Source organism: Brevibacillus sp. SYP-B805 (assembly GCF_011059135.1).
Lineage (GTDB): Bacteria > Bacillota > Bacilli > Brevibacillales > Brevibacillaceae > Brevibacillus_F.
In genome coordinates this window covers 160,632-185,997 of the sequence record NZ_JAALGD010000007.1, presented here as the reverse complement: position 1 = coordinate 185,997, position 25,366 = coordinate 160,632, and the positions used below count along the sequence as shown (strand labels likewise).

At 57.3% G+C, this 25,366-nt stretch carries 24 protein-coding genes and 1 riboswitch; of the genes, 5 read left to right on the top strand and 19 right to left on the bottom strand.

The features are described 5' to 3' along the window. Nucleotide 1: 1 nt before the first annotated feature. The 10 genes from hisIE to hprK all read right to left on the bottom strand — a co-directional run bounded on the left by hisIE (nucleotide 2) and on the right by hprK (nucleotide 8,365). Nucleotides 2–652 carry a bifunctional phosphoribosyl-AMP cyclohydrolase/phosphoribosyl-ATP diphosphatase HisIE gene (gene hisIE, locus G3578_RS11100; RefSeq protein WP_165212609.1) on the bottom strand — a complete coding sequence of 217 codons (651 nt, stop codon included), beginning with the start codon at nucleotides 650–652 and terminating at the stop codon, nucleotides 2–4. Then, nucleotides 649–1,407, bottom strand: a complete 759-nt coding sequence (gene hisF / locus G3578_RS11095) for an imidazole glycerol phosphate synthase subunit HisF (protein WP_165212607.1) — start codon at nucleotides 1,405–1,407, stop codon at nucleotides 649–651. Before hisF ends, hisIE begins: the two co-directional genes overlap by 4 nt. Continuing rightward, a complete protein-coding gene (hisA, locus tag G3578_RS11090) occupies nucleotides 1,397–2,146 on the bottom strand; it encodes a 1-(5-phosphoribosyl)-5-[(5-phosphoribosylamino)methylideneamino]imidazole-4-carboxamide isomerase (RefSeq protein ID WP_165212605.1) in 750 nt (249 codons plus the stop codon). The genes hisF and hisA overlap by 11 nt, the downstream gene beginning before the upstream one ends. Beyond that, nucleotides 2,143–2,763: an imidazole glycerol phosphate synthase subunit HisH gene (gene hisH, locus G3578_RS11085; protein WP_165212603.1), complete on the bottom strand. Its 621-nt coding sequence runs from the start codon at nucleotides 2,761–2,763 to the stop codon at nucleotides 2,143–2,145. The genes hisA and hisH overlap by 4 nt, the downstream gene beginning before the upstream one ends. A gap of 1 nt (nucleotide 2,764) precedes the next feature. Next, nucleotides 2,765–3,367 carry an imidazoleglycerol-phosphate dehydratase HisB gene (gene hisB, locus G3578_RS11080; protein WP_165212601.1) on the bottom strand — a complete coding sequence of 201 codons (603 nt, stop codon included), beginning with the start codon at nucleotides 3,365–3,367 and terminating at the stop codon, nucleotides 2,765–2,767. Between the two features lies 1 nt (nucleotide 3,368). Further along, nucleotides 3,369–4,655: a histidinol dehydrogenase gene (gene hisD, locus G3578_RS11075; RefSeq protein WP_206529622.1), complete on the bottom strand. Its 1,287-nt coding sequence runs from the start codon at nucleotides 4,653–4,655 to the stop codon at nucleotides 3,369–3,371. Further along, nucleotides 4,652–5,308, bottom strand: a complete 657-nt coding sequence (gene hisG, locus G3578_RS11070; RefSeq protein WP_165212599.1) for an ATP phosphoribosyltransferase — start codon at nucleotides 5,306–5,308, stop codon at nucleotides 4,652–4,654. Before hisG ends, hisD begins: the two co-directional genes overlap by 4 nt. Next, nucleotides 5,305–6,486 (bottom strand): ATP phosphoribosyltransferase regulatory subunit, encoded by a 1,182-nt coding sequence (locus G3578_RS11065; protein ID WP_165212597.1) that lies wholly within the window; start codon nucleotides 6,484–6,486, stop codon nucleotides 5,305–5,307. Before G3578_RS11065 ends, hisG begins: the two co-directional genes overlap by 4 nt. A 190-nt stretch (nucleotides 6,487–6,676) precedes the next feature. Then, nucleotides 6,677–6,770: riboswitch (cyclic di-GMP riboswitch) on the top strand. Between the two features lie 155 nt (nucleotides 6,771–6,925). Further along, the gene (locus G3578_RS11060) at nucleotides 6,926–7,414 is read right to left on the bottom strand and encodes an acyltransferase (protein WP_165212595.1); all 489 of its coding nucleotides are present in this window, start codon (nucleotides 7,412–7,414) and stop codon (nucleotides 6,926–6,928) included. 18 nt (nucleotides 7,415–7,432) lie between these two features. Next, nucleotides 7,433–8,365, bottom strand: a complete 933-nt coding sequence (gene hprK / locus G3578_RS11055) for an HPr(Ser) kinase/phosphatase (RefSeq protein WP_165212593.1) — start codon at nucleotides 8,363–8,365, stop codon at nucleotides 7,433–7,435. A gap of 280 nt (nucleotides 8,366–8,645) precedes the next feature. Between hprK and G3578_RS11050 the strand changes: the two genes are divergently transcribed. The 3 genes from G3578_RS11050 to G3578_RS21165 are packed head-to-tail and all read left to right on the top strand — an operon-like array spanning nucleotide 8,646 to nucleotide 10,744. Further along, the gene (locus tag G3578_RS11050) at nucleotides 8,646–9,986 is read left to right on the top strand and encodes an ATP-binding protein (protein WP_165212591.1); all 1,341 of its coding nucleotides are present in this window, start codon (nucleotides 8,646–8,648) and stop codon (nucleotides 9,984–9,986) included. A gap of 18 nt (nucleotides 9,987–10,004) precedes the next feature. Further along, nucleotides 10,005–10,622, top strand: coding sequence for an accessory gene regulator B family protein (locus G3578_RS11045; RefSeq protein ID WP_165212589.1), 618 nt, complete (start codon nucleotides 10,005–10,007; stop codon nucleotides 10,620–10,622). Continuing rightward, complete coding sequence (locus G3578_RS21165) at nucleotides 10,619–10,744, top strand: hypothetical protein (RefSeq protein WP_277603138.1); 126 nt, start codon at nucleotides 10,619–10,621, stop codon at nucleotides 10,742–10,744. The genes G3578_RS11045 and G3578_RS21165 overlap by 4 nt, the downstream gene beginning before the upstream one ends. 62 nt (nucleotides 10,745–10,806) lie before the next feature. Here G3578_RS21165 and G3578_RS11040 read toward each other — a convergent pair whose 3' ends face one another. The 4 genes from G3578_RS11040 to uvrB are packed head-to-tail and all read right to left on the bottom strand — an operon-like array spanning nucleotide 10,807 to nucleotide 16,688. Then, nucleotides 10,807–11,169, bottom strand: coding sequence for a phage holin family protein (locus G3578_RS11040; protein ID WP_165212587.1), 363 nt, complete (start codon nucleotides 11,167–11,169; stop codon nucleotides 10,807–10,809). Between the two features lie 9 nt (nucleotides 11,170–11,178). Further along, nucleotides 11,179–11,808 (bottom strand): HD domain-containing protein, encoded by a 630-nt coding sequence (locus G3578_RS11035; protein WP_165212585.1) that lies wholly within the window; start codon nucleotides 11,806–11,808, stop codon nucleotides 11,179–11,181. Nucleotides 11,809–11,827: 19 nt separating this feature from the next. Continuing rightward, nucleotides 11,828–14,695: an excinuclease ABC subunit UvrA gene (uvrA, locus tag G3578_RS11030; protein WP_165212583.1), complete on the bottom strand. Its 2,868-nt coding sequence runs from the start codon at nucleotides 14,693–14,695 to the stop codon at nucleotides 11,828–11,830. Nucleotides 14,696–14,711: 16 nt separating this feature from the next. Next, entirely contained in the window at nucleotides 14,712–16,688 is a 1,977-nt protein-coding gene (gene uvrB, locus G3578_RS11025) for an excinuclease ABC subunit UvrB (protein WP_165212640.1), read from the bottom strand. 167 nt (nucleotides 16,689–16,855) lie between these two features. Between uvrB and G3578_RS11020 the strand changes: the two genes are divergently transcribed. Then, nucleotides 16,856–17,761, top strand: coding sequence for a flagellar hook assembly protein FlgD (locus G3578_RS11020; RefSeq protein WP_165212581.1), 906 nt, complete (start codon nucleotides 16,856–16,858; stop codon nucleotides 17,759–17,761). 92 nt (nucleotides 17,762–17,853) lie between these two features. Here the strand turns inward: G3578_RS11020 and G3578_RS11015 are convergent, their stop codons facing one another. From G3578_RS11015 to ftsE, 5 genes are all read right to left on the bottom strand, one after another. Further along, nucleotides 17,854–19,122: a PDZ domain-containing protein gene (locus tag G3578_RS11015; RefSeq protein WP_165212638.1), complete on the bottom strand. Its 1,269-nt coding sequence runs from the start codon at nucleotides 19,120–19,122 to the stop codon at nucleotides 17,854–17,856. 398 nt (nucleotides 19,123–19,520) lie between these two features. Further along, a complete protein-coding gene (locus G3578_RS11010) occupies nucleotides 19,521–20,978 on the bottom strand; it encodes a S41 family peptidase (RefSeq protein ID WP_165212636.1) in 1,458 nt (485 codons plus the stop codon). A gap of 87 nt (nucleotides 20,979–21,065) precedes the next feature. Continuing rightward, complete coding sequence (locus G3578_RS11005; protein WP_165212579.1) at nucleotides 21,066–22,262, bottom strand: murein hydrolase activator EnvC family protein; 1,197 nt, start codon at nucleotides 22,260–22,262, stop codon at nucleotides 21,066–21,068. Nucleotides 22,263–22,282: 20 nt separating this feature from the next. Next, on the bottom strand, nucleotides 22,283–23,176 hold the full coding sequence (gene ftsX / locus G3578_RS11000) for a permease-like cell division protein FtsX (RefSeq protein WP_165212577.1): 894 nt from the start codon (nucleotides 23,174–23,176) through the stop codon (nucleotides 22,283–22,285). Further along, nucleotides 23,166–23,852, bottom strand: coding sequence for a cell division ATP-binding protein FtsE (gene ftsE / locus G3578_RS10995; protein ID WP_165212575.1), 687 nt, complete (start codon nucleotides 23,850–23,852; stop codon nucleotides 23,166–23,168). The genes ftsX and ftsE overlap by 11 nt, the downstream gene beginning before the upstream one ends. Nucleotides 23,853–24,150: 298 nt before the next feature. Between ftsE and G3578_RS10990 the strand changes: the two genes are divergently transcribed. Then, a complete protein-coding gene (locus tag G3578_RS10990; protein WP_165212573.1) occupies nucleotides 24,151–25,308 on the top strand; it encodes an iron-containing alcohol dehydrogenase in 1,158 nt (385 codons plus the stop codon). Nucleotides 25,309–25,366 lie beyond the last annotated feature (58 nt).

Below are 25,366 nucleotides of genomic sequence, written 5' to 3'. Positions count from 1 at the left end.
GCTAACGGCGTGTTTTCAATTCGTGCAGCACCTCGTCCAGCGGGAGCTTTTGTTCCCGCAGCAGGACCAGCAGGTGATACAGCAGGTCGGCCGCTTCATAGCGCAGTTCGTCGTGGCTGCGGTTTTTGGCGGCGATGATCACTTCCGCTGCCTCTTCCCCCACCTTCTTGAGAATCTTGTCCACGCCTTTTTCGAACAGATAGGTGGTGTAGGAGCCTTCCGGGCGTTCGACCTCGCGTGCGGCCACCAGCGCTTCCAGCTCATTTAGAATCGCGAAACGATCCGAGGTTTCCGCGCGCTTTGGTTCGTCGGCCGCCGCTGCAAGGGCAACCGATTCGGCAAAGCAGGTGTAGGTGCCGTTATGGCAGGCGGGCCCGTTCGGCACCACCTGGACGATCAAGGCGTCGCCATCGCAGTCAACCCGCAGCGAGACGACCCGCTGGGTATGGCCGGAGGTGGCTCCTTTGTGCCACAGTTCCTGGCGGGAACGGCTCCAGAACCAGGTCTCGCCCGTCTCCAGCGTTTTCGTTAACGATTCCTTGTTCATATAGGCAAGCGTCAGGATTTCCTTGCTGACCGCATCCTGCACGATGGCGGGTATCAAGCCTTCCTCATCAAAACGCAGGCGCTCCCAGGGAAATGTCTCGATCATGGGCGAACCACGACTCCCTTCTGCTGCAAGTAACGTTTCACCATGGCAATCGATGTCTCTTCATAGTGGAAAATGGAGGCGGCCAAAGCGGCGTCCGCTTTCCCTTCCGTAAAGACTTCCACGAAATGGGCGGCGGCCCCCGCTCCCCCCGACGCGATCACGGGAATCCCGACCGCTTCGGAAACAGCCCGCGTCAACGCGAGATCATACCCCGTTTTCCCGCCGTCGGCATCCATGCTGGTCAGGAGGATCTCCCCGGCGCCCAGCGCTTCCACTTCCTGCGCCCATTCGACCGCGTCCCGGCCGGTTCCGTTGCGTCCGCCATGGGTAAAGACTTCCCATTTGTTCTCCCCTGTCCGGCGGGCGTCGATCGCGACGACGATGCATTGGGAACCGAAGACGGTCGCCCCCTCGCGAATCAGTTCGGGCCGCAGGACAGCCGCGGTGTTTAGCGAGATTTTGTCGGCCCCCGCCCGCAGGATGCGTTTCATATCCTCCACCTGATTGATGCCGCCCCCCACCGTGAACGGGATCGTGATATGGGCGGCGGTGCGTTCGATGACGTCGATCATGGTTTTGCGTCCTTCATGGGAGGCGGAGATATCGAGGAAAACCAGCTCGTCCGCCCCTTCCCGGCTGTATTTGGCCGCCAGTTCGACGGGATCGCCGGCGTCCCGCAGCCCCAGGAACTGCACGCCTTTGACGACCCGCCCCTCTTTCACGTCCAGACAGGGAATGATCCGCTTAGCCAGCATGGGTACCACGTCCCCCTACCTGGCTGAGCGCGTCGCTCAGCTTGATAGCACCGGTATAGAGCGCCTTGCCGACGATGGCCCCGCCTACCCCTTCCGCCGCATACGCCGCCAGCGCCTGCAGGTCTTCCACCGCGCTTACCCCGCCGGAGGCAATCACCTGTTTCTTCGTGGCGCGCGCGAGCTCCACAATCTCCGTGACGTTCGGACCGGTCAAGGTACCGTCGCGAGCGATGTCCGTATAAATGAACGTTTCGGCTCCATAGCCGACCAGCTCGGCCGCCAGATCAACGGCCTTCACATCCGTGGTGGTCAGCCATCCGCGGGTCGCCACACAGCCGCCCCGGCAGTCCAATCCGACGGCGATGCGCGGCCCGTAGGCACGCAGCACCTTTTCGGTGAACGGCCGGTCTTCCATGGCGGCCGTCCCCAGAATCACCCGCGCGACGCCCGCTTCCAGATACGCTGCGATATCGCCTTCCGTACGGATGCCCCCTCCAACCTGTACGGGCACCTTTACTTCCCGCGCGATCGAGGCGATCAGCTCGAAGTTGACCGGTCTGCCTTCCTTCGCTCCATCCAGGTCGACAAGATGCAGCCATGCCGCTCCTTGGGACTCCCATTCCCGCGCAACAGCCAGCGGCGAATCGCCATAAACCGTCTCTTGGGCGTAGTCGCCCTGAAACAGCCGGACACATTTGCCGCCGCGAATATCAATGGCCGGATAGATGGTGAAGCTCATCGCAAAACCCCCTCGCACAGCCCGGCGAAATTGGCCAACAGGCGCATGCCTGTCTCGCCGCTTTTCTCCGGGTGAAACTGCATCCCGTATACATTGCCCCGCGCCACGATCGCCGTGACATCCTGGTGATAGTCGGTGATGGCCAGCAAGTCCGCATCATCCTGCACCCGCACATGATACGAGTGGACAAAATAGACATAATCGCCGTCCCGCACCTCCGCGAGCAGCGGGTGGTTCGCTTTCTTCAGCCGCAGCTGGTTCCAGCCCATGTGAGGTACCTTAAAGTCCCCGCGAAAGCGAACCGCTTCCCCGGCAAGCAGATGAAGCCCTTCATGCTGCCCATGCTCTTCGCTCGCGGTAAAGAGCAGCTGCATGCCGAGACAGATGCCCAGAATCGGGCGGCCGCTTTCCGCATAACGGCGTATCGGCGTCTCCAGCCCCAGCGTGCGGATATTGCGCATGGCATCGCCAAACGCGCCGACCCCCGGCAGAATCAGCCCGTCATAGCGATCCAGCTTCTCCGCTTCCGACGCCAATTCGTAAGCGCAGCTGAGACGCTCCAACGCCTTGCCCAAGCTGTACAGATTTCCCATGCCATAATCGATCACGCCGATCATGTTACAAAACCCCTTTTGTCGACGGCACGCCCTTGACGCGCGGATCAATCGTCGTTGCTTCATCCAGCGCCCGTCCCAGCGCTTTGAAAATCGCTTCAATCATGTGGTGGGTATTGAGACCATAATGAAGGATGACGTGCAGGTTCATCCGCGCTTCCAGCGCCAGCTTCCAGAGAAACTCGTGAACCAGCTCGGTCGGGAATTGGCCCACCTGCGCGGAAGGGTAAGCCGCCCGGTACTCCAGATGAGGCCGGTTGCTCAGGTCAATCACCACGTGGGCAAGCGCCTCATCCATCGGCACGAAGGCGCTGCCGTAGCGCTTGATGCCATTCTTGTCTCCCAAGGCTTCCCGCAAGGCCTGCCCCAGACAGATGGCGATATCCTCCACCGTATGATGGTAATCGATCTCGATATCGCCCTTGGCCTTCACGGTCAGATCAAAGTGGCCGTGGCGGGCGAACAGATCCAGCATGTGGCTGAGAAAAGGAACGCCGGTGTCCAGTTCACTGCGCCCTTCCCCGTCAATGGCAAAGGCAAGCGAGATCTCCGTCTCATTGGTTTTTCGGTCTATGCGTGCGCTGCGCTGCTGCTGGCTGCTCTCCATCTTACTCCCCCCGTTTGGCAAAATCGTCGAGACGCACCTGAATGGCGCGCGCGTGGGCGGTCAAGCCTTCCTGTTCCGCCAGCGCGATGATTTTGGCGCCATTCGCCTGCAAATCCTGCTTGCTGTAGGAGACGACGCTCGATTTCTTCACAAAATCATCCACCGACAGCGGCGATGAGAACCGGGCCGTGCCGTTGGTGGGGATCACGTGGTTGGTCCCCGCGAAATAGTCGCCCACCGGCTCCGAGCTGTACGGGCCCAAAAAGATGGCCCCGGCGTTTGCCACTTTTCCCAGATGTTCAATCGGCTCCCGGATCAGCAGCTCCAGATGCTCCGGAGCCAGCCTGTTGACGACTTCAAACCCTTCCTCCAGATCCTTGACCAGGCAGATTGCCCCATGGTTGCGGATGGACGCTTCGGCAATCTCCCGGCGCGGCAGCTCGGCCAACTGCTTCTCCAGCTCGGCAGCCACCGCTTCCCCAAGCGACCGGGATGGCGTTACCAGGACGGCGGAGGAAAGGGGATCGTGCTCCGCCTGCGACAGCAGATCGGCCGCCACGTAACGCGGGTCGGCCGTCTCATCGGCCAGGACCACGACCTCGCTCGGGCCTGCCACCATGTCGATATCAACCAGCCCGAATACTTCTCGCTTGGCCAGGGCGACATAGATGTTGCCCGGACCGACGATTTTATCCACGGGCGCAATCTGTTCCGTCCCGTAGGTCAGCGCCGCAATCGCCTGGGCGCCGCCCACCTTGTAAATCTCATGCACACCCGCGATGCGCGCCGCCACCAGGATCGCCGGATTGATCCTGCCATCCTTGCCGGGCGGCGTCGTGATCACGATCTCCTTGACCCCGGCGATTTGCGCCGGGATGGCATTCATCAGGACGGATGAGGGATACGCCGCCGTTCCCCCCGGGACGTACAACCCGACGCGCTTCAAGGGGCGGATGATCTGGCCGAGCAGCGTGCCGCTCTCTTTGGTCGTGAACCAGGACTGCCGCAGCTGGCGGCGGTGATAATCACGGATATTCTCCGCCGCTTCGCGCAGCGCCGCCGCCACTTCGGACGGCACCAGCCGCTCCGCCTCCGCATACTCTTCCTCGCAGACCCGGAAATCTTGCAGCGTAACGCGGTCAAACGCTTCTGTATACGCCCGCACCGCAGCGTCGCCTTCCGCTTTCACCCGCGCCAGGATCGTCCGTACGGCATCCTGCTGGGCCTGCGTGCCGCTCTCCAGGCTCCGTCTCGTCTCAAAACGGGCCGCCTCCACCAAACGAATCATCCGTTGCTCTCCCTCCTCGGAATCGCCCGCCAGAACAGCTGGGCGATCGTATCCACCTCTTCGCTTTTCATGCGGTAGCTGGCGCGGTTGGCAATCAGCCGGGTCGTGATGTCGCAGATATGCTCCAGCTCCACCAGGCCGTTCTCTCTCAGCGTCTGGCCCGTCGAAACGATATCGACGATCCGATCAGCCAGCCCGATCAACGGCGCCAATTCCACCGAACCGTTCAGCTTGATCACTTCCACCTGCTGGCCCTGCTCGCGAAAGAACCGGGAAGCAATCCGCGGATATTTGGTCGCCACACGGGGCGCTTCCGTCGGCTTCCAACCGGGCAGTCCGGCCACCATCATGCGGCAGAAGCCGATCCGCAGGTCCAGCAGTTCATACACATCGCGCTCTTCTTCGAGCAGCACATCCTTGCCCACCACGCCCACGTCCGCCACGCCATATTCCACGTAGGTCGGAACATCCATCGGCTTGGCAAGGAGAAACTGCAGGTTGGTTCCTTCCACCGGGATAATCAGCTTGCGGGACTCTTTCAGCTCACCGGTCGCCTGCAGGCCCGCCTGCTGCAGGAACCCGACCGCTTCCTCGAAGATGCGCCCTTTCGGCATGGCAATCGTCAGCTTTTGCCCCTGTGCGCCCCTGCTCATCGGCCATCCTCCTTCCCGGTAAGAAACATCACCCTGCCCGCCGTCTCATGTCGGTTGGCGAAAAAGTCGGCTTCATTCTCCACCATCCGCGTCACCACGATGCTGCCTGCCTCCCGCAATCGCTGCGCTTCCTTGAGGGCTTCCGCGCGCCGGTCAGGCGTATATCCGATCAGAATCCGCTCTTGTTGATCCGGCACCGCCACGGCGGTCACCTGCATCAGCCGGTCCATCTTCAACGCGAATCCGGTCGCCGGGGCGGGCCGTCCAAACTGACCAAGCAAATGATCGTAACGCCCGCCGCCCAGCAAGGGGGAACCGAGATCGGCGGCATATCCTTCAAACACAATGCCGGTGTAGTAATTCAGGTTGCTGATCAGATTGAAGTCGAGCAGCAGATCATCGGTCACCCCGTATGCGTCCAGCGCTTCCCACAGGGAGGCGATGGTCTGCACCGCCCTGCGCGCCTTCCCGTTTACCGTCAGCGCATGCGCTTCCGCGATCTTGTTCCCGCCTCCGCGCAGATGGAGCAAGGCCCGCAGTCTGTGCCGGTGCTCTTCGGGGATGGGGAGCCCATCAACCAGATGCCGGTACCCGACGTAATCCCGATCGTGCAAATACTGCCGCAGCTGCGCCTGCACCGCTTCATCCGGAACCGTCTCTTCCAGCAAGCCGTCCACAAAGTCAACATGCCCGACCGCAATCTTAAAGGCCGGCACCTCCGCCGCTCTCAGGCAAAAGACCGCCAGCGCAATGGCTTCCGCATCGGCGTCCACCGTGCCGTCCCCGATCAATTCCACGCCGGTCTGGAAAAACTCGGCGTTGCGCCCGGCTTCCTTCTCCTGCGCCCGGAAAACATTGGTCTGGTAAAAGAGCCGGATCGGCAGCGGAACATTTTTATAAAGAGAAGAGACCACACGCGCAATCGGGGTTGTCATATCCGGACGCAGTACCACGGTGTGTCCCTGTTTATCCAACAGCTTGAACATCCGGTCTGCCAGCGTCACGCTGGCTACTCCCACGGTATCGTAATACTCCAGGGAAGGGGTGATGATCTCCTCATACCCCCATTGGGTGATGCATGCCCGCAAAAGCTTTTCCAAATGCCGTTGCTTCGCCAGCGACTCCGGCAGTATATCCCGCATCCCTAGCGGTTTTTCAAACACCAACGGCTTGCTCATGGCAGTTCCTCCCGAACACACTTTACTCTGCTAATAAACTAAAGTGTAAGAAGATAACTGAAGATTAACACGGAAATGAAGGGAGGTCAACGGGAATATGAATTGTCGCACAATTAGAAGGATTACAATTTCCTCTACACCCTTTTCCGAATATTTGTTATGATGAAATTGGAAAAGATAACCGCATAACGAGCGACAAAGGCAAACCTGGCGAAAGTCAGCGGCGCAAAACTAAAGGGGCTACCGTACCTTCATCAAGGTACCACTGCCAGCCAGTTACCGTATCTCATACGGAAGTGATTCCCTTTGCCGCAAGGGGATTGCTTTTTTATTTGTAAGAATACCCCGCCGACTTAAGCGAACGCTCCACCCACTCGGCGATAGCCAATGAATACAAAAAAGACAGGGGGGGAGCAACAAGCCCCCCACCCTGTCGAACTTACCGCTCCGCTTCCCGGATGATCTGCATCGGATTGCCTCCGACAAAAGCACCCGGCGGCACATCCTTGTGAACCAGTGTCCCGGCAGCCACCACTGCACCCTCTCCAATGACAACCCCCGGCAAAATGGTGGAATTGGCGCCGATCAACACCCTGTCGCCGATCACAACCTCACCGAGCCGATACTCATCAACCAGATATTCATGGGCAAGAATCGTCGTATTGTAGCCGATCACGCAATTGGAACCGATCGAGATCTTTTCGGGAAACATGATATCCATCATCACCATCAGCGCAATCGCACTGTGATCCCCGACCTTCATGCCCAGAAACGTCCGGTACAGCCAGTTCTTCCAGGAAAGGAACGGGCAGTAGCGGGCGATCTGAATCACGATAAAATTTTTCACGACCTTCCAAAAGCTTACGGTCCGATACATCTGCCAAAGCGGATTGGCACCGTTGACCGGATATCTTGTGGTCCGCCTCATGCGCTGTTCCCTCTTCTCCTACAGATCCGCATCGCTGTCTTCAATCGCTTCCGTGAGCTTTTTGGTAAAGTGGACGGCTGCGTTGTACCCCATCCGCTTCAGACGGAAGTTCATCGCCGCCACCTCGATAATCACCGCCAGGTTGCGGCCCGGCCGCACCGGAATGGTAATCAGCGGGATCTCCGTATCCATGATTTTGATCTTTTCTTCATCCAGGCCGAGCCGTTCATACTGCTTGTGCTGCTCCCACAATTCCAGTTGGACCACCATGGCGATGTTTTTCACATTGCGGACGGCACCGGCACCGAACATGGTCATGATGTTGATGATGCCGACGCCGCGGATTTCCAGCAGATGCTGGATCAATTCGGGTGCGCTGCCGACCAGCTGTCCGGCCTGCGTCTGCCGTATCTCTACAGCATCGTCGGCCACCAGCCGATGGCCGCGCTTGACCAGTTCCAGGGCCGCCTCGCTCTTCCCGATCCCGCTCGATCCGGTGATCAAGACCCCGACCCCGTAGATATCGGTTAGCACCCCATGGATGGTGGTGGTCGGTGCCAGCCGATTCTCCAGGAAGTTAGTCAGCTTGCTCACCAGCGACGTGGTCGCCAGGGGGGATTGCAGAATCGGCAGCTGACGCTGGTTGGATATCTCCAGAACCTCCGGACTGACCGACAAATTCCTCGCCACAACAAAGCATGGGGTCCGCTCGTCCATCAACACGTTCATGCGTTCGATCCGCTCTTCGCGGGAGAGCGTTGCCAGGAATTCGATTTCGGTTAATCCGAAGAGTTGAATGCGCTCGGCGGGATAATGCGAATAATAACCGGCCAGCTGCAGTCCGGGACGGCTTAAGTCCGTAACCGTAATCTCCCGTCCCAGCCCTTCTTCGCCGCTTAGCACTTTCATTTTAAAATGCTCCATCACGTGGCTTACTTTCGTCTTGCGCATGCTCTCTCTCCCTTTCGCATGGGATCTCTGTCCTGCATCCGTATTTCCATTGTAGCGAACCGCGGTACCGCAGGACAACCTGTCCTGCTTCCCGGCAGGAATTATACCTAAGATTTACTTGCTTCAAGCATTTACAGTAAGATAGGGATGGAGAAATGGTTGCATTTCCCTCTTTCTCCTGCCCTTTCGCCCATGACTCCAATAACAGCCTCGGCTTTGAATGGTGCAAATCTTTCACACCAAAGACCCATAGATTCCGAATTTGAAAGGGGGAACACGGGTGGAATTCATCGTCCGGTTCTTGTTCATCGATATTCCCGAAGCCTTTTTAATGACGATGATCGGTTTTGCTTTTTTCAATCTATCAATCCGCCCGCAGTGGAAAAAAGTGCTGACATTCAGCTGTATCATGGCAGCTGCCGGTGAAGTGATCGCATTTTTTGGCATTCCCTATCAACTGCGCATTCTTTCTTTGTTTGTCATCATGACGCTTTTCCTGATTCTCTTCTTTAAAGAAAACATGGTGTTATCGGTCTTCATCAGCACGAGTGCCTTTGCTGTAATCAGCCTTGCAGAACTCCTCGTAACGATGATGTTTAACGCATTTCAAATGACGTTAAACGATGTCTTTCACTCACCGTTTTACCAATATTTGGGCAGCTTCAGCTATCTGGGCACGTTGTTTCTGACCGCTTTTCTTTTGCGGAAAACCAGATTTGATATTCGGCACCTTGTGCCCCAAAAAAGAAACAACAACTATCTGTTTTGGCTCATCCTTGTGGGAAGCATTGAATTTCTGCTGATTCTGTTTCTGAATACTTCCTTCTTCATGGTGCTGTACAACTCTGATTTTTTGCTGATTCTTTCCACGAAACAGCAAGCATTCCTGCAATTGGCCATCTTCGTGTTGTTTGTGATTATGATCTTGTTGTTCCGCTCTTACCTGTCGCAGACGATCACCCGTGTCGAGGAAGAAGCCGGAACGCCCTATTTGCAAAACATCCATGACCTGTTGACAGCCATACGTTCCATCAAACATGATGCGATCAACCATTACACGGCTATTCACGGATTTTTGCAGCAGGGCATGTATGAGCTTGGCAAAGATTATGTCAAGCAGCAGCTGCAGGAAGCCGCTACAGTGGAGCGCCTGGTGGAGACCAGCGGACAAGTCGTGGAAGGGATCAAAAGCCCTGCCGTAACCGCGCTGTTTCATTCCAAAATGGCCATCTGTCTGGCCGACCGCATCGCTTTTTCCATCCAGGTCACAAACCCTACCCAGTTTTCTTTTATCAGGACGAACGACTTGATCAAGGTGCTGGGGAATCTGCTCGACAATGCGATCCGTGCGGCGCAGCAGGAAGTGGAAGAGAACCGCTTCATTCGGCTCGTTTGGAGCCAGAACGACACCGAACAGTTTCTCTATATTGAAAACAGCGGCCCCACGATCCCGCAGGAGAAACTGGCGCGCATCTTCGAGCTGGGATTCACGACAAAGCGGAACGGGGAAGGAGGTGTCGGTCTGGCGGTCGTAAAGCATGTAATTGACAGATACGGAGGCGACATCAGCGTTCGCTCCGATAACGGAATCACCAGTTTTCGCATAGCCTTTCCACGATAAAGAGAAGGGGTGCTGCCTATGAGTTGGACTGAAAAAGTATCGATCCGGCTGGCCAAACGAATCATTCCGGAAGACAGCCCGTATTCCGTCGACCAAATCTCGCACGGCATTGAGATCACCATTATAAATCTGCTCAATGCCGCTGCGCTCGTTCTCCTCTCCTCCCTGGCAGGCGTTTTGTTCTATACCATCGCTCTCACAGCTCTGTACTTTTTGCACCGGAGCTTTACCGGCGGCATTCACTTCAAAAACGTATGGACCTGCCTGATTTTGGGGGTCTCGACCATGACATTGGCTGCCAGTGCGATCAGCCATCTCTCCGTCCCCAGGATGCTTTCGTACGGGATTGTTCTTTCCTTTTTCGCTGTCTCCTTTTTTATTAATTATCGCTACGCCCCGGCGGAACATACCTATGTGAGCACAAAAGAATCTATCAAAAAAGCATGTCGAATCATTATCCTGAATCTGCTAATATTTGGTTGCGTGATCGCTGAATTTTTGATATATTTCGGTTACAGTCATCTTGCATTCCTATACGCATTCGCTGCTCTGCTCCAATCTCTCCATCTGCTCCCGACAACGTTTCGTCTGGTGGCTCAAATCGAAAAAAATATGGAAAGGGTTGGTTCGCGATGATGAAGAAAGTGCTTCGTATGTCGTGCGGCGTGTTTGCAGCGTTGTCTGCCCTGAATCTGATGGGCATCCTGAAAATGGGAGTCTGGCACGAACCCAAACCACCGCATCTGCGCGGTGAATAAAACTGGTCATCATGTAAAAGCAACGCCACCGGCTGGACAAGCCGGTGGCCTTTTCATGCGCATCAATCGTCACTCTTCCGAAAGACAAGATCGATGATCCAGCCGAGAAAGCTCATGGTCGCTGCCGCCAAGATGGTGGTTACCAGCGACATCGGCCATTCTCCGATCTCAAAGCCGTCAATCAGGTAGGCCGTCAGCGCGAATGTGACCGCATTGACGACGAACCAAAACAGGCCGAGCGTCATCATGCGCAGCGGAATGGTCAAAAACATCAGCACCGGCCGGATCACCGTATTGACCAGCCCCAAAATAAACGCCGCGAGCACCGCAACCGCATAGCTTTCTACCTTTACTTCCGGAAACCAGTAGCTCACGAGAAGCAGCGCCCCTCCGTTTAACAGCAGTCGAATCAGCCATCTGATCATGCTCTCATCCTACCCTTCCCCCCGACATTCACTCTCCCACCGCTGAAAAAAGGCGACCATGAAGGCATGGCGCTGTTCGGCGATTGCCCGCGCAGTCGGGGTCATGAGCCGCTCCTTCAGGTGAATCAGCTTTTGGGCAAACTCCCGGGCCGGGGTATGTTGAGCGGGATCATCCGCCTGCAGGGGCTGTCCGAGCACTCCCGAGTAAGCGAATGCCCGGGCAACGCCGATCGCCCCGATCGAATCCAGCTTATCCGCGTCGAACAGGATGCGTTCCTCCAGGGTCACCGGGGGATTGTTCCTGCGAAAGCGATGGGTGAGAATGGCCTTCTGAACCGTGGCGATCAGGCTATCGTCATAGCCTTCCGCCCGTAACAGCGGAACGCATTCGCGCGCGCTGATCTCCGCATGGCACTCCTGTGTCCGCCTCTCTTCGGCCCGACCGATATCGTGCAGGAGCGCGGCGAGGCGGAGCACCTCCATCTCCGCCCCTTCTTCACGGCCGATCCGTTCGCACAGCGCCATGACGCGCAGATTGTGATACCAGTCGTGAGCCGGGTCCTGTCCGTCGAAATAGGCTTTGGCCTTTTCCACCAGCCGGTCCGGCAGTGCTGCCAGCATCATTGCGGCGTAGTCCATTCTCTCTCCCCCGTTTTCCCTATTTGGAGACCAGCTCTTTCAAACGCTGCTGTGTCCGCGCCTTGTCTCTCTCCAGAATCGGCGCCAGGAATTGCCCCGTATACGATTCTTTCACCTTGGCCACCTCTTCGGGGGTGCCGGTGGCGATGATCTGCCCGCCGCCCGTACCGCCCTCCGGCCCAAGGTCAATGATATAGTCGGCGGTTTTGATCACATCCAGATTATGTTCGATCACCAGGACGGTGTCGCCGTTCTCCACCAGCCGCTGCAGAACCTTGAGCAGGCGGTCGATATCATCCGTGTGCAGGCCGGTCGTCGGCTCATCCAGAATGTAGAGCGTCCGTCCGGAACTGCGGCGGTATAATTCGGAGGCCAGCTTGACCCGCTGCGCTTCCCCGCCGGAGAGCGTCGTGGCCGGCTGCCCCAGCTTCATGTAGCCCAAGCCGACATCGATCAGGGTCTGGATTTTCCGTTCGATGCGCGGGAGGTTGCGGAAGTATTCCAACGCATCTTCGATGGTCATTTCCAGCACGTCGGCAATATTCTTGCCCTTGTATTTGACTTCCAGGGTCTCCCGGTTATACCGCTTGCCGTGGCACACTTCGCACGGCACATAAACGTCAGGGAGGAAGTGCATCTCGATCTTGATGATCCCGTCCCCGCTGCACGCTTCACAACGCCCTCCCTTGACGTTGAAGCTGAAACGTCCTTTCTTGTAGCCCCGGACCTTCGCTTCATTGGTAGAAGCGAACAGATCGCGGATATCGTCGAATACCCCCGTGTAGGTGGCCGGATTGGAGCGCGGTGTACGGCCAATCGGGGACTGGTCGATATCGATCACCTTGTCCAGATGCTCTAGGCCGCTGATGCTGCGGTACGCCCCCGGTTTCACTTTCGCCCCGTTCAGCTCGCGGGCGAGCGCTTTGTGCAGGATTTCATTGATCAGCGTGCTTTTGCCGGAGCCGGACACACCGGTCACCGCCACGAACAGCCCGAGCGGAATCTTGACGGTCACGTTTTTCAGGTTGTTCTCCCGGGCGCCTTCCACGACAATCCACTTGCCGTTTGGCTTGCGCCGCTCCAGCGGGACCGGAATGAATTTGCGGCCGCTCAGATAGGCGCCGGTCAGCGACGCTTCGTTCTTCATCACTTCTTCCGGCGTGCCGGCAGCCACCACCTGCCCGCCATGAATACCGGCTCCCGGGCCGATATCAATGATGTAGTCGCACGCCAGCATCGTGTCTTCGTCGTGTTCCACGACAATCAGGGTGTTGCCCAGACGGGTCATGTGCTCCAGCGTCTTGATCAGCCGGGCGTTGTCCCGCTGGTGCAGCCCGATGCTCGGCTCATCCAGGATATACAGAACCCCCATCAGGCTGGAGCCGATCTGGGTAGCCAGGCGAATCCGCTGCGCTTCCCCGCCGGACAGCGTCCCCGCCGCGCGGCTCAGCGTCAGGTAATCGAGCCCCACATCAATGAGAAAATGCAGGCGCGATTTGATTTCCTTCAAAATCAGGTGGGCGATTTTCGCTTCCTTTTCATTCAGCTCCAGGCTGTCCACGAAACGGAACGCCTCTGTAATCGACAGATCGGTCAGCTCGGAGATGGCTTTGCCTCCCACCTTGACGGCCAGGCTCTCGGGACGCAGCCGCTGGCCCTTGCAGACATGGCAGGGTTTCTGGCTCATATAGCTTTCGATCTGTTCGCGGATATAGTCGGAGCTGGTCTCCACATAGCGTCTTTGCAGGTTGGGAATGACACCTTCAAACGGGACAACCGCTTCCCTCACCTGCCCGAACTCGTTTTCATAGCGGAAGTGAATCTTCTCCCCGTTGCTGCCGTACAGCAGGATGCGCACATGCTCCTCGGGCAGCTCCGCAAACGGGATATCCATCCTGATCGCGAAGTGGCGGCAGGCGGATTCCAGCAGCTGCGGGTAGTAGGTGGACGACTTCGGCTCCCAGGCCTCAATGGCTCCCTCCTGGAGGGTTTTGCGCCAATCCGGCACGACCAGATCGGGGTCTACCTCCATCTTGACGCCCAGGCCGTCGCACTCCGGACACGCTCCATACGGGCTGTTGAAGGAAAAGATTCGCGGCTCCAGCTCCCCGATGGAAAAGCCGCAAATCGGGCAGGCGTGCTTTTCGCTGAACAGCAGCTCTTCCTGGTCGATCACATCGACAATCACCTTGCCGTCCGCAAGCCGCAGCGCCGTTTCCAGCGAATCGGCCAACCGGGAGCGCACGTCCGGTTTGACCACGATCCGGTCGATCACCACTTCGATGCTGTGCTTTTTGTTTTTTTCCAGCTTGATGTCTTCCGACAGGTCGCGCACCTCGCCGTTCACGCGCACGCGGACAAACCCCTGCTTGCGGATATCTTCCAACAGCTTGACGTGCTCACCCTTGCGCCCCTGCACGAGCGGCGCCAGGATCTGCAGCCGGGTCCGTTCCGGATACTCCATCACCCGGTCCACCATCTGCTCGATGGTTTGCGACTGGATTTCAATCCCGTGCTCGGGGCAGATTGCCCTGCCGATCCGGGCGTACAAGAGGCGCAGATAGTCGTAGATTTCGGTCACGGTGCCCACCGTGGAACGGGGATTGCGGCTGGTGGTCTTCTGGTCGATCGAGATGGCCGGGGAGAGCCCTTCGATGGAGTCCACATCCGGCTTGTCCATTTGGCCTAGGAACTGCCGCGCGTAGGCGGACAGGGATTCCACGTAGCGGCGCTGCCCTTCGGCATAGATGGTATCAAAAGCGAGAGACGATTTGCCCGAACCCGACAGGCCGGTCAGCACCACAAACTTGTCGCGCGGGATCGTCACATCAATGTTTTTCAGATTGTGGGCGCGTGCGCCCTTGACGATGATATGTTCCAATGGCATGGATGGTTATCTCTCCTTATAGATCCGCCTTCAGCTCCAGGATCAGGTCACGCAGCTCTGCGGCTCGTTCGAACAGCAGGTTGCGGGCCGCTTCCTTCATTTCCTCTTCCATCCGCTCGATAACCTGCAGGCGGTCTTTTTTCGACAGTTTCTTGAAATCGGCGTGCGGCAGGTAATCCGCCTTCTCTTCGGCCACGCGGGTCGCTTCGATCACGTCCCGCACGGCTTTTTTCACCGTCTGCGGCGTGATGCCGTGCTTTTCGTTGTAGGCGATCTGGATGTTGCGGCGCCGTTCCGTCTCCTGAATGGCGGCCCGCATCGAATCCGTGATTTTGTCGGCATACATGATGACGCGTCCCTCCGCGTTGCGCGCCGCCCGCCCGATCGTTTGGATCAGCGAGCGCTCGTTGCGCAGGAACCCCTCTTTGTCGGCGTCGAGGATGGCAACCAGCGATACCTCCGGCAGGTCCAGCCCTTCCCGCAGCAGGTTGATCCCGACCAGTACATCGAATTCGCCCAGACGGAGCGACCGCAGGATCTGCATCCGCTCGATCGTCTTGATGTCGGAGTGGAGATAGCGCACCTTGATGCCGATCTCTTTCAGGTAATCGGTCAAATCCTCCGCCATCTTCTTGGTCAGCGTCGTGACCAGCACCCGTTCGTCTTTCGCGATGGTGGCGCGGATCTCGCCGATCAGATCGTCAATCTGCCCCTTGATCGGGCGCACCGAGATCGTCGGATCCACCAGACCGGTCGGGCGGATCACCTGCTGGACCAGCACCGGACAATGCTCCAGCTCGTACGGCCCCGGGGTGGCGGAGATATAGATGGCCTGCGGAATCTTGGCTTCGAATTCCTCGAACTTGAGCGGCCGGTTGTCCCGAGCGGACGGCAGGCGGAAACCGTGCTCCACCAGCACGTCTTTGCGGGCCTTGTCCCCGTTGTACATGCCGCGCACCTGCGGCAGCGTCATATGAGACTCGTCGACGATCAGGAGAAAATCGTCCGGGAAGTAGTCCAGCAGCGTGTAAGGCGGATGCCCCGGCGGCAGTCCCGTCAGATGGCGGGAGTAGTTCTCGATCCCGGAGCAGAAGCCCATTTCCGCCATCATCTCGATGTCATAGCGGGTGCGCTGCTCCAGCCGCTGAGCCTCCAGCAGCTTGCCCGCGGCCCGCAGCTCGGCGAGGCGTTCTTCCAGCTCCGCCTCGATGCTGGCGATGGCCCGCTTCATTTTTTCTCCCCGGGTCACATAGTGGGAAGCCGGGAAAATAGCCACGTGCTCCCGGGTGCCCAGGATTTCCCCGGTCAGCACGTCGATTTCGGTAATCCGCTCAATCTCATCCCCAAAAAACTCGACCCGAATCGCCTGCTCGCTGTGGGAGGCGGGGAAAATCTCCAGCACGTCCCCGCGCACGCGGAAGGTTCCGCGCGTGAAGTTGATGTCATTGCGGGTGTATTGAATGTCGACGAGGCGGTGAAGCACTTCGTCGCGGCTCTTTTCCATCCCGACCCGCAGGGAAAGGAGCAGTTCCCGGTACTCTTCCGGCGAACCCAATCCATAAATGCAGGATACGGAGGCCACGATGATCACGTCCCGCCGTTCAAACAGGGCGCTGGTGGCGGAGTGGCGCAGCTTGTCGATCTCATCGTTGATGCTCGAGTCTTTTTCGATATAGGTGTCAGACTGGGGGATATATGCTTCCGGTTGGTAGTAATCGTAGTAGCTGACGAAGTATTCGACGGCGTTGTGCGGGAAAAACTCTTTAAACTCGGCGGCCAGTTGGGCAGCCAGCGTCTTGTTGTGGGCCATGACCAGCGTCGGCTTGTTCACCTGCGCGATCACATGCGCCGCGGTAAACGTTTTGCCGGTTCCGGTCGCTCCCAGCAAGGTTTGGTGGCGTTTGCCCTGCAGGACTCCTTCGACCAGTTCTGCAATCGCGGTCGGCTGGTCGCCCGACGGCGCAAACTCGGACACCAATTGAAAACGATCCATCAACCCGTTCATCTCCTTTGCCATATCACTACCCATTATAGCACAAAAAATCCAAAAATAAGCCCCGGATTCGAACAAATGTTTGTCTGTAGCCTTCCCACTTTTTGGCCGATAATCAAATAGCGAATCTCTGCGGACAGATCTCCCGTGCGACAGGAGGAACCCACATGGCTGATACCGTAAGCAATACCACTTCCTTGATCAACCCGGCGTACAGCTATAAAAATAAAAAAGAGTTTTCCAGCGAACTGGATTCGAACGCCTTCATGAAACTGATGCTGGAACAGCTGAAATACCAGGATCCGCTCTCGCCGATGGACAACAATCAGTTTCTCCAGCAAACCTCCATGCTGACCATGGTGGAGCGGCTGACCAAAATCCAGACGCTGATGGAGGAATCGAACAACAGCCTGCTCACCATCCGGAAGTATGAAGAGCTGATCGGCAGAACGGCCAGCTATGAAAAGGTGACGAAGGACGACATCACCGGCGAGGAGACCCGGGAGCAAAAAACGGGCACGATCAACGCGGTGAAAATGGATAACGGCAAAATTTACTTCCAGATCGGCGAAGACCTGGTGCCGCGCGAGCAGGTAAACGGGATGGATTCCTCCGGCGTGTTTAATGACACCTTGATGGACAGCACCCTGAAATATGCGGACATGGTCGGCATGCATGTCACCTACCGGGTGGCCCGCGAGGTGGATGCCGACAATAATCCGGATACCACCAACGACGTGACAACCGTATATGAGACCAAAGACGGGGTGATCGCCGGATTTGCCATGAAAGACGGCCAAGTCAGCATCCAGCTTAACGACGGCACCACCATCGCCTCCGAGGATATCACCGGCGTAACCGTCAAACCCGACAGCGTGCCGATGGACAGCTCCCTGAAATATGCCCAGATGATCGGCTACAAGGTTACCTACACGGACACGGATGGCAGCGAGAAAACCGGCACCATCTCCGCCGTCAGCATGAAAAACGGGCTGGTCGAGTTTGTGCTGAGCGACAACACGCGGCTGAAGCTGAACCAGATTACCGGGTTTGAAGCCGAAGGAATCGCGTAAAGAACCATTGAAAAACATTACAGGACAGGCTGCATGATGGATCATCATGGCCTGTCCTGTTTTTGCATTTTCATCCTGCTCATCTGTCCGTCCTATGCCCCGATGCGCAGGCGTTTCAACCGCTGCTTCAGCAGCTGCACCACGCCCAACCGGCGGAGATCCACGTAATATTGCGTGCTGGCATCCGGGACGACAATGATGCCGAGCTGATGGTGGTTCCCCGCATAAACGGCGCATTGGACGAACTTGATTTCCTTGTCATGCGTGAGGACTTCCATTTTGCAAAAAGCCGGGTTCGCCTGCAGGGCCGGATACAGGTCCTCTTTCTGCCGAACGGGAATGCCGTTCACCTTTACAATCACTTCCCCCGGTTTGATCCCCATCTCCTCCGCCGGCGTCCCGGGGATGACCGCCAGCACCTTGACGCCGTCAGCCGACTGGATAAAGGCAGGGGGCGCGTTTTTCTCCCGCCGCTGGCTGAGCCAGAACAACCCTTCATGACCGACGATCGCGACAAGGGCCGCAACGACGGTGAGAGGCGGCACCCAGACCGACGCATACGATACTGCAAGCAGCACCAACGCGTACCAGGCAAGCTGACGGGCAATCACCCGGGCCTTGTGAACCGGAACCATCGTGGTGGTGATATCGGAAAAGCCGGTTACCGCCGGAAGAAGCAGCAGCGCAAAGGAATCCGTCTCCGGCGCAAAGAGCGGCCATCCGGGAAAAAGAGCCCCGCTCCATCCGCTTCCCGGCGCGACCGGAACCAGCAGCACCAGCGGCGTCAACCAGAAGGAATGCAGTTGGAAGCCGCCGATAATCCGGCCCCGTTTTCCCTCCAAAAAAAGGGGGGACGCGTCCCGCCCGGCATTCCAGCGCACAAGAAGCGCTTCAGCCAGGTGGAGGATCGCAACCATGCCCAAGAGCGGTACCGGCGCCACATCCCGCAGCCACCCCACCACGACGCCGATCCCCTGTTGGGAAGATGGCGCGGGCAGCAGAAGCGCCATTCCGTGCAGCAGCGTCAGGATCCCCGCCGCGTAAGCCATGCAGAGAAAGCGCAGGCGAAACAGGGCCAAGGCGGCTGCCAGCATCCACAGCATCCACAGATCCCGCTCCTGCACCGCGATGCCCAACGCACCGGCCGCGACCGAGGCGGCCGCTCCTCCGGCAAGCCCCATGCCCACCGCCCGGATGGTCTGCAGCAGCGGCGCGTGGATGCGAACGGCGAAGAGCTGCCGTTCCATGACCATCTGCCGGCGATAGTGCAGGTAAATGAACAGGACAAATACGTACATCAGCGGGTTTAACAAAAACCAACCCATGCTGTTGAGAACGTTCAGCAGCAAATTCCAACCCATTGTCAAGCCGATCCCCCCAGCTTACGACGCTTACGCGCAATAAAGAACGAAAACCACGGTGGAACTACCGTGGTTTCAGTGTGCAGACAAAGTCCTTTTCTCGCATGGGTAATGGTTCCTGCTCGCTCTCTTCACGACCCGCAAAGAAGCCTGCAATGTCCGCTCCGAAACGCGACGCGGGCAGGGGGCTCAACATCTGGGTGTTTCAGGGATGTGAGACTCACGCCCCCTGTGCTCCCGCGTCTTTGTTTCTTCGCTGAGCCGGTCGTCAAAGGAGCTTGCCTGGCCCCCATTACTCCATGCCCCAGACAGAAGTTTGTCATCGTCCGAACCACGGTGGAACTACCGTGGTTTTCTTTCGACAGCAACGGACCGATTCCCTGCCTTCCAGCGCCGGTTTATTTCGCTTTCGCCTGCTCCTCCAGCACCTGCAGCGCCTTCTGGAGCTGTTTGTCGTTCTTCTGGTTGCGGATTTCCGCCAGGATGGCCTCCTGGATGGCTGCGGCGGTCTTCTGGTCCACCTTGCCGGTTACCGGCAGCTTTTTACCGGCTTGGAAACGTTTGACCGCGTCTTCCGTCCTGGCGTCGAAATAGCCGTCGCTGCGTCCCGGCCCGAGGCCAAGGCCTTCCAGAATCACCTGCAGGTTCTTCACTTCCGCTCCGGCCATATCGCGCTGCAGCACCTTGTCTTGCGGCAGCGGCGCCGCCTTGAAGAACGCCGGCTGGTCAACCTTGTAATCCGGCTCGATCCCTTTTTTGTGAATCCATTCGCCCTTTGGCGTCAGCCACTTGGCGATGGTCAGCTTGATCTGGCTCTTATCCTTCATCTCGACGGTATTTTGCACCGTACCTTTGCCGAACGTTTTTTCGCCGACCAGCTTATAGCCGCCGCTGTCGCGCATGGCGCCCGCCAGAATCTCGGAGGCGCTGGCGCTGCCGTTGTCCACCAGCATCACGATCGGATACGGCTTCGCCTTGTCCAGGGTAGAACGGATCTCTTCCTCTCCCTTGGCATTGTCGCCGTACACAATCTTCACGATCGTGCCCTGATGCGGAATCAGCAGCTGGCCGATTTCCTTCACGGCCAGCAAATAACCGCCCGGATTGCCGCGAACGTCGATCACCAGCCCCTTGATGCCCTGCTTTTCCAGCTTGTCGAGCTGCTCGGCGAAATGCTTGGCCGTTTCCGCAGAGAACTGGGTGATTTCAATCTTGCCGAATTTCATACCATCCTGCGTAATGACCTCGCTGTACACCGTCTCGATCGGGATTTCATCGCGGATGCAGACGATCGTCAGCGGTTCCTCCACACCGGAGCGGAGCACTTTCAGCACCGCCTTGGAACCTTTGGGACCTCTGATTTTTTGGACCGCCTGATACAGATCCAGGCCTTCCAGCGACTCGCCGTTGACGCTCAAAATCTGGTCGTTGGGCTTCAGACCGGCTTTCTCCGCGGGAGAACCCTTGAACGGCGACACGATGGTAACGCGGCCGTTTTGCATGGTCACTTCCGCACCGATCCCCTGGAAGGTCGAATCCAGCGATTCATTAAATTGTTCGGCCGCCTCCGGACTCATGTAATCGGTGTAAGGATCGTCCAGGGTCTTGATCATGCCGTCGATCGCGCCCTCGACCAGCTTGTCGTTCGGCACATTCTGAATGTATTCCCGTTTGATAATCTCAAACGCTTCATACAGCTTGGAGAATTCCTGCGGGTAATCCTGGCTGCTGCTTGCCCCCACGGTCAGCAGGCTGGCTGCCGGAGTGGAGCCTTTCAGAAAAGCCATCGTGAACAGGCTGCTTGCCATCATGGAAACGAGAACGAGCGCAAGCACCGTACGTCCATTCCATCTCATCACTCTTACACCATCCTTTGTGCTTCCGCTGGAAAAGTTATGCAGCTAGTGTATGCAATCGGGAAGCACAATATTTGTCTGGTTCCGCTAGCGCAGGTACCCCATCGGGTCAACAGCAACGTTGTTTCTGTAGACGGTAAAGTGGAGATGGTTTCCGGTCGAACGGCCGGTGGAGCCGACTTCCGCAATGACGTCGCCTTGTTTCACGGCTTGTCCCACATGCACTTTGATACCGCCCTCGCGGATATGTCCGTACAACGTCGTGATCTCCTCGTTATGCTTGATCATGACGGTATTCCCAAATCCACGGGAATACCCCGCAAAAATGACGATCCCGTCTGCCGCAGCATGAATCGGGGTTCCGCGCGGCGCAGCCATATCTACTCCATTATGCCCAGCTGACTTTCCGGTAAACGGGTCTGTGCGCATGCCAAAGCCGGAGGTGAAACGGAAGCTGCCCTCAGGGATCGGCAGCGCCAGCCTTCCGCCCTTGTAGCTGCTGACAGACTGCAGCCGGTTTCGTTCGGCAACCTTGGCGGCTTCCTGCTGTGCAATCTCCAGCAATTTCTGTTCTTCTTCCTGTTCAATCTCGTGCAGCTGTTCCTCCTGCTTCTCCAGCTCCGCCTTGATCACGGTGCTGTGTTTGAACTGCTTGTCCAACTCCGCCTTCAGCGCTTCCGCCTGGGCATACATGTTCTCGTAGTTGGCCAGGAGCTGCTCGATTTCCTTTTTCTTCTTGGCGATGGTCTCCTTGTCCCGCAGATTATCTTCCAGTATGCGGGTATCCTGCTCCAGAATCAACTGCAATCCCTGCATTCTGGTCAAAAAATCGCCGAAGTCGGCGGCGCCGAGAAGCACTTCGAGATACGACACATTGCCTCGCTCATACATCGATTTGACGCGCGATTTCAACAGGCCCTCCCGCTTCGCGACACGCTCTTCCGCCTGATCCAGCTGCTCCTGCGCTTCCGCCGCTCTCTGTGTCGTTTCATCGATCTTCTTTTCCAGCTGGTCGAGTTTCTTTTGGGTTTCATTGCGGCGAAGATCGATGGCCATCAACTCGTTCTCCAGATCTTCCCGCTTATTTTTAATAACCTTAATTTGTTGTTCGATTTCATTTACCTGCGATTGTTGGGCGCGCTTCTTCTGCCGGATTGCTTCCAATTCTTTGTTGATCTTCGCCAGGGACGCCGCTTTGTTTGCGGCCACGCCCACACTTGCCGGCAGAGCGCTGCCCGCAAGCAGGCCAGCCAGCATGACGGTCAGCAAGATCTTCTTCCTCATACTTCCCCTCCCCACTTTTTTTACACACGCAAGAAACGGCGGACAGACACCAGGCTGCCCCAAATGCCGATAAACGCGCCGATGACGATTAGCGCGAGTGCCACTTGATACACGAGCGGAAACAGTGGCAACAATTTGAATATGGTCAAGGTGATGTTGCTTTTCATCGCATCAAGCAGATAGTAGTAGCTGACGCTCAGAAGAATAATCGGCACCAGTGCCCCGGTAACGCCCATCAGCAGGCCTTCCACGAAGAACGGCCAGCGGATGAACCAGTTGGTGGCCCCGACCAGCTTCATGATCTCGATCTCCCGTCTGCGGGCGACGATCGTCAGCTTGATCGTATTGGCAATCAAAAACATGGCGGTAAACGCCAAGCCAACGATAAAGACGATGCCGACGTTCCGAACCGTGGAGGTGATTGCAAACAGCTTCTCCACGGTTCCGGCGCCATAGTTGACGCCGCTGACATACTGCAGGCGCTGGATCTGCTTGGCCACCGCCGCTGTATCCTGCGGCAGCTTTGTTCTCACGACAAAAGAGTCGGGCAGCGGATTTTCCTTCTCCAGGCCTTCGAAGAGATACGCCTTTTCCCCCAGGCTCTCCTTGAACTGTTTTAGCCCTTCTTCTTTGGACACAAATTTGATCGACTCCACCTGCGGGATAGCCCTGATCTGTGACTCTACCTGGTCGATAGCCGGCTTATCCGCCAGCACATCCAGAAACACCCGGATCTCTACTTGCTTTTCAATGGTCTGCGCCACATAGTTTACATTCATGGCCAAAAGCAGAAAGACGCCCAGGATCAGCAGCGTAATCATTACGGCACTGATTGATGCGAACGTCATCCAGCCGTTTCGGCCGAGGTTTTTTACCCCTTCCCGCACATGGCGCCCGATCGTTCTAATCTTCATAGCCGTATTCCCCTCTCTGCTCGTCGCGGACGATCTGGCCCGCCTCGATGGCGATCACGCGCTTGCGCATCGTATTCACAATTTCGCGGTTGTGGGTAGCCATGACCACCGTCGTGCCGCGCTGGTTGATCTCCTCAAACAGCTTCATGATCTCCCATGATGTCTCCGGGTCCAGGTTCCCCGTCGGCTCGTCGGCGATGACGATCCCCGGATTGTTCACCAGAGCCCGTGCCAGCGCAACCCGCTGCTGTTCCCCGCCGGACAGCTCGCTGGGGAGCATCTTGGCCTTGTGCTTCAGTTTCACCAGTCCAAGCACATCCATGACGCGCGGCTTGATCAGCTTGGGCGGCGCCTCGATCACTTCCATCGCAAAAGCGACATTCTCGTAGACCGTCAGCGTGGGCAGCAGCTTGAAGTCCTGAAAGACCACGCCGATGCTGCGCCGGACGATGGGAATCTGCCGCTCCTTGATGCGGCTCACGTTAAACCCACCCAGAAAGATTTGGCCTTTCGTGGGCTTTTCTTCCCGATACATCAGCTTGATGAACGTGGATTTACCGGCGCCGCTCGGACCGACCACGTAGACAAACTCGCCTTTTTCAATGCGGATATTGATTCCCTTTAAGGCATTGGTCCCATTGGGATAGGTTTTCCATACGTCAAACATTTCGATCAAGACTATCACATCCTAGCAGTTTCTATGGGAGGTTATGCGAAGATCCCATGAATTCGACACCGGAACCCCGCCGATGTGACAAGAGCTGGCAGAAAAAACGACTGTCGCTCCTATTATACCATCGCGATCCGGCAATGATATCCCCTAAATCTCTCATTTCTTGTCGATTCGGTCGGGATTCTTCCCGTCTGTTTTCCTGATGAAATCGTCATGTTGCGGATGTGCCGCACCGATTGCAGCCATGATTGCGAATGCGGTATTGTAAACTTGTAAGAATATGACAGAAAGGGGAAATCGCATGAACAATTTTGTTTATCATAATCCGACGGAACTTCTTTTCGGGAAAGGACAGCTTTCCCGCCTGGGCGATAAAGTGGAGAAGTTGGGGAAGCGGATTCTGCTTGTTTACGGGGGAGGCAGCATCAAACGGAACGGACTGTACGACAAGGTGATGGCCATCCTGAACGAGCAGGGATGCCATGTCGCGGAGCTGCCCGGCGTCGAGCCCAATCCGCGCCTGACGACCGTCTATAAAGGCATCGAGCTGTGCCGCCGGGAAAAGATCGACTGGGTGTTGGCCGTAGGCGGAGGCAGTGTGATTGATGCGGCCAAAGCCGTCGCGGTCGGCGCCGTGTATGAAGGGGACGTGTGGGACTTCTACACGCGGAAAGCGGTTGCGAAAGATGCCCTTCCCTTGGGCACGGTGCTGACGCTGGCCGCAACCGGTTCGGAGATGAACCGGGGAAGCGTGGTAACCAATTGGGAGACGAAGGAAAAGTACGGAGCAGGCACGACGTTTCCGACCTTCTCCATTCTCGACCCCGAGCATACCTTCTCGGTGCCGAAAGATCAAACCGTCTATGGCATCTGCGACATGATGTCCCATGTATTTGAACAATATTTCTCCCATACCGAGAACATTCCGCTGCAGACCCGCTTTGCGGAGTCCATTCTGCTGACCGTCATCGAGAATGCCGAGAAAGCTCTCGCCAATCCAGAGGATTACGATGCCCGAGCCAATCTGATGTATTGCGGAACCATGGCGTTAAACGGCACCCTGCCGATGGGCGTGGAGACCGACTGGGCCACGCATGCGATCGAGCATGCCGTCAGCGCCGTCTATGATATTCCGCACGGCGGCGGCCTAGCGATCATCTTCCCCCAATGGATGCGCTATGTGTACCGCGAGAACGTGCCGCGCTTCAAACGTTTCGCCATCCAGGTGTGGGGAGTGGAGCCTGCCGGCAAAACGGATGATGCGGTCGCGCTGGAAGGGATCGAGAAAACGGCGGAATTTTTCAAACGGATCGGGGCTCCTGCCCGTCTGGCCGATTACGGGATCGGCGACGAACATATCGAGTTGATGGCGCAGAAAGCCACATCGTTCGGCCCCATCGGCAAATTCAGGAAACTGCAGGCCGAAGACGTGGCCGAGATTCTGCGCATGTGCCTCTGATTTCATACTGCTCCGTGTTCGTTCGCCCATTTTTTTGTCACAAACATGGCGGCTCTCC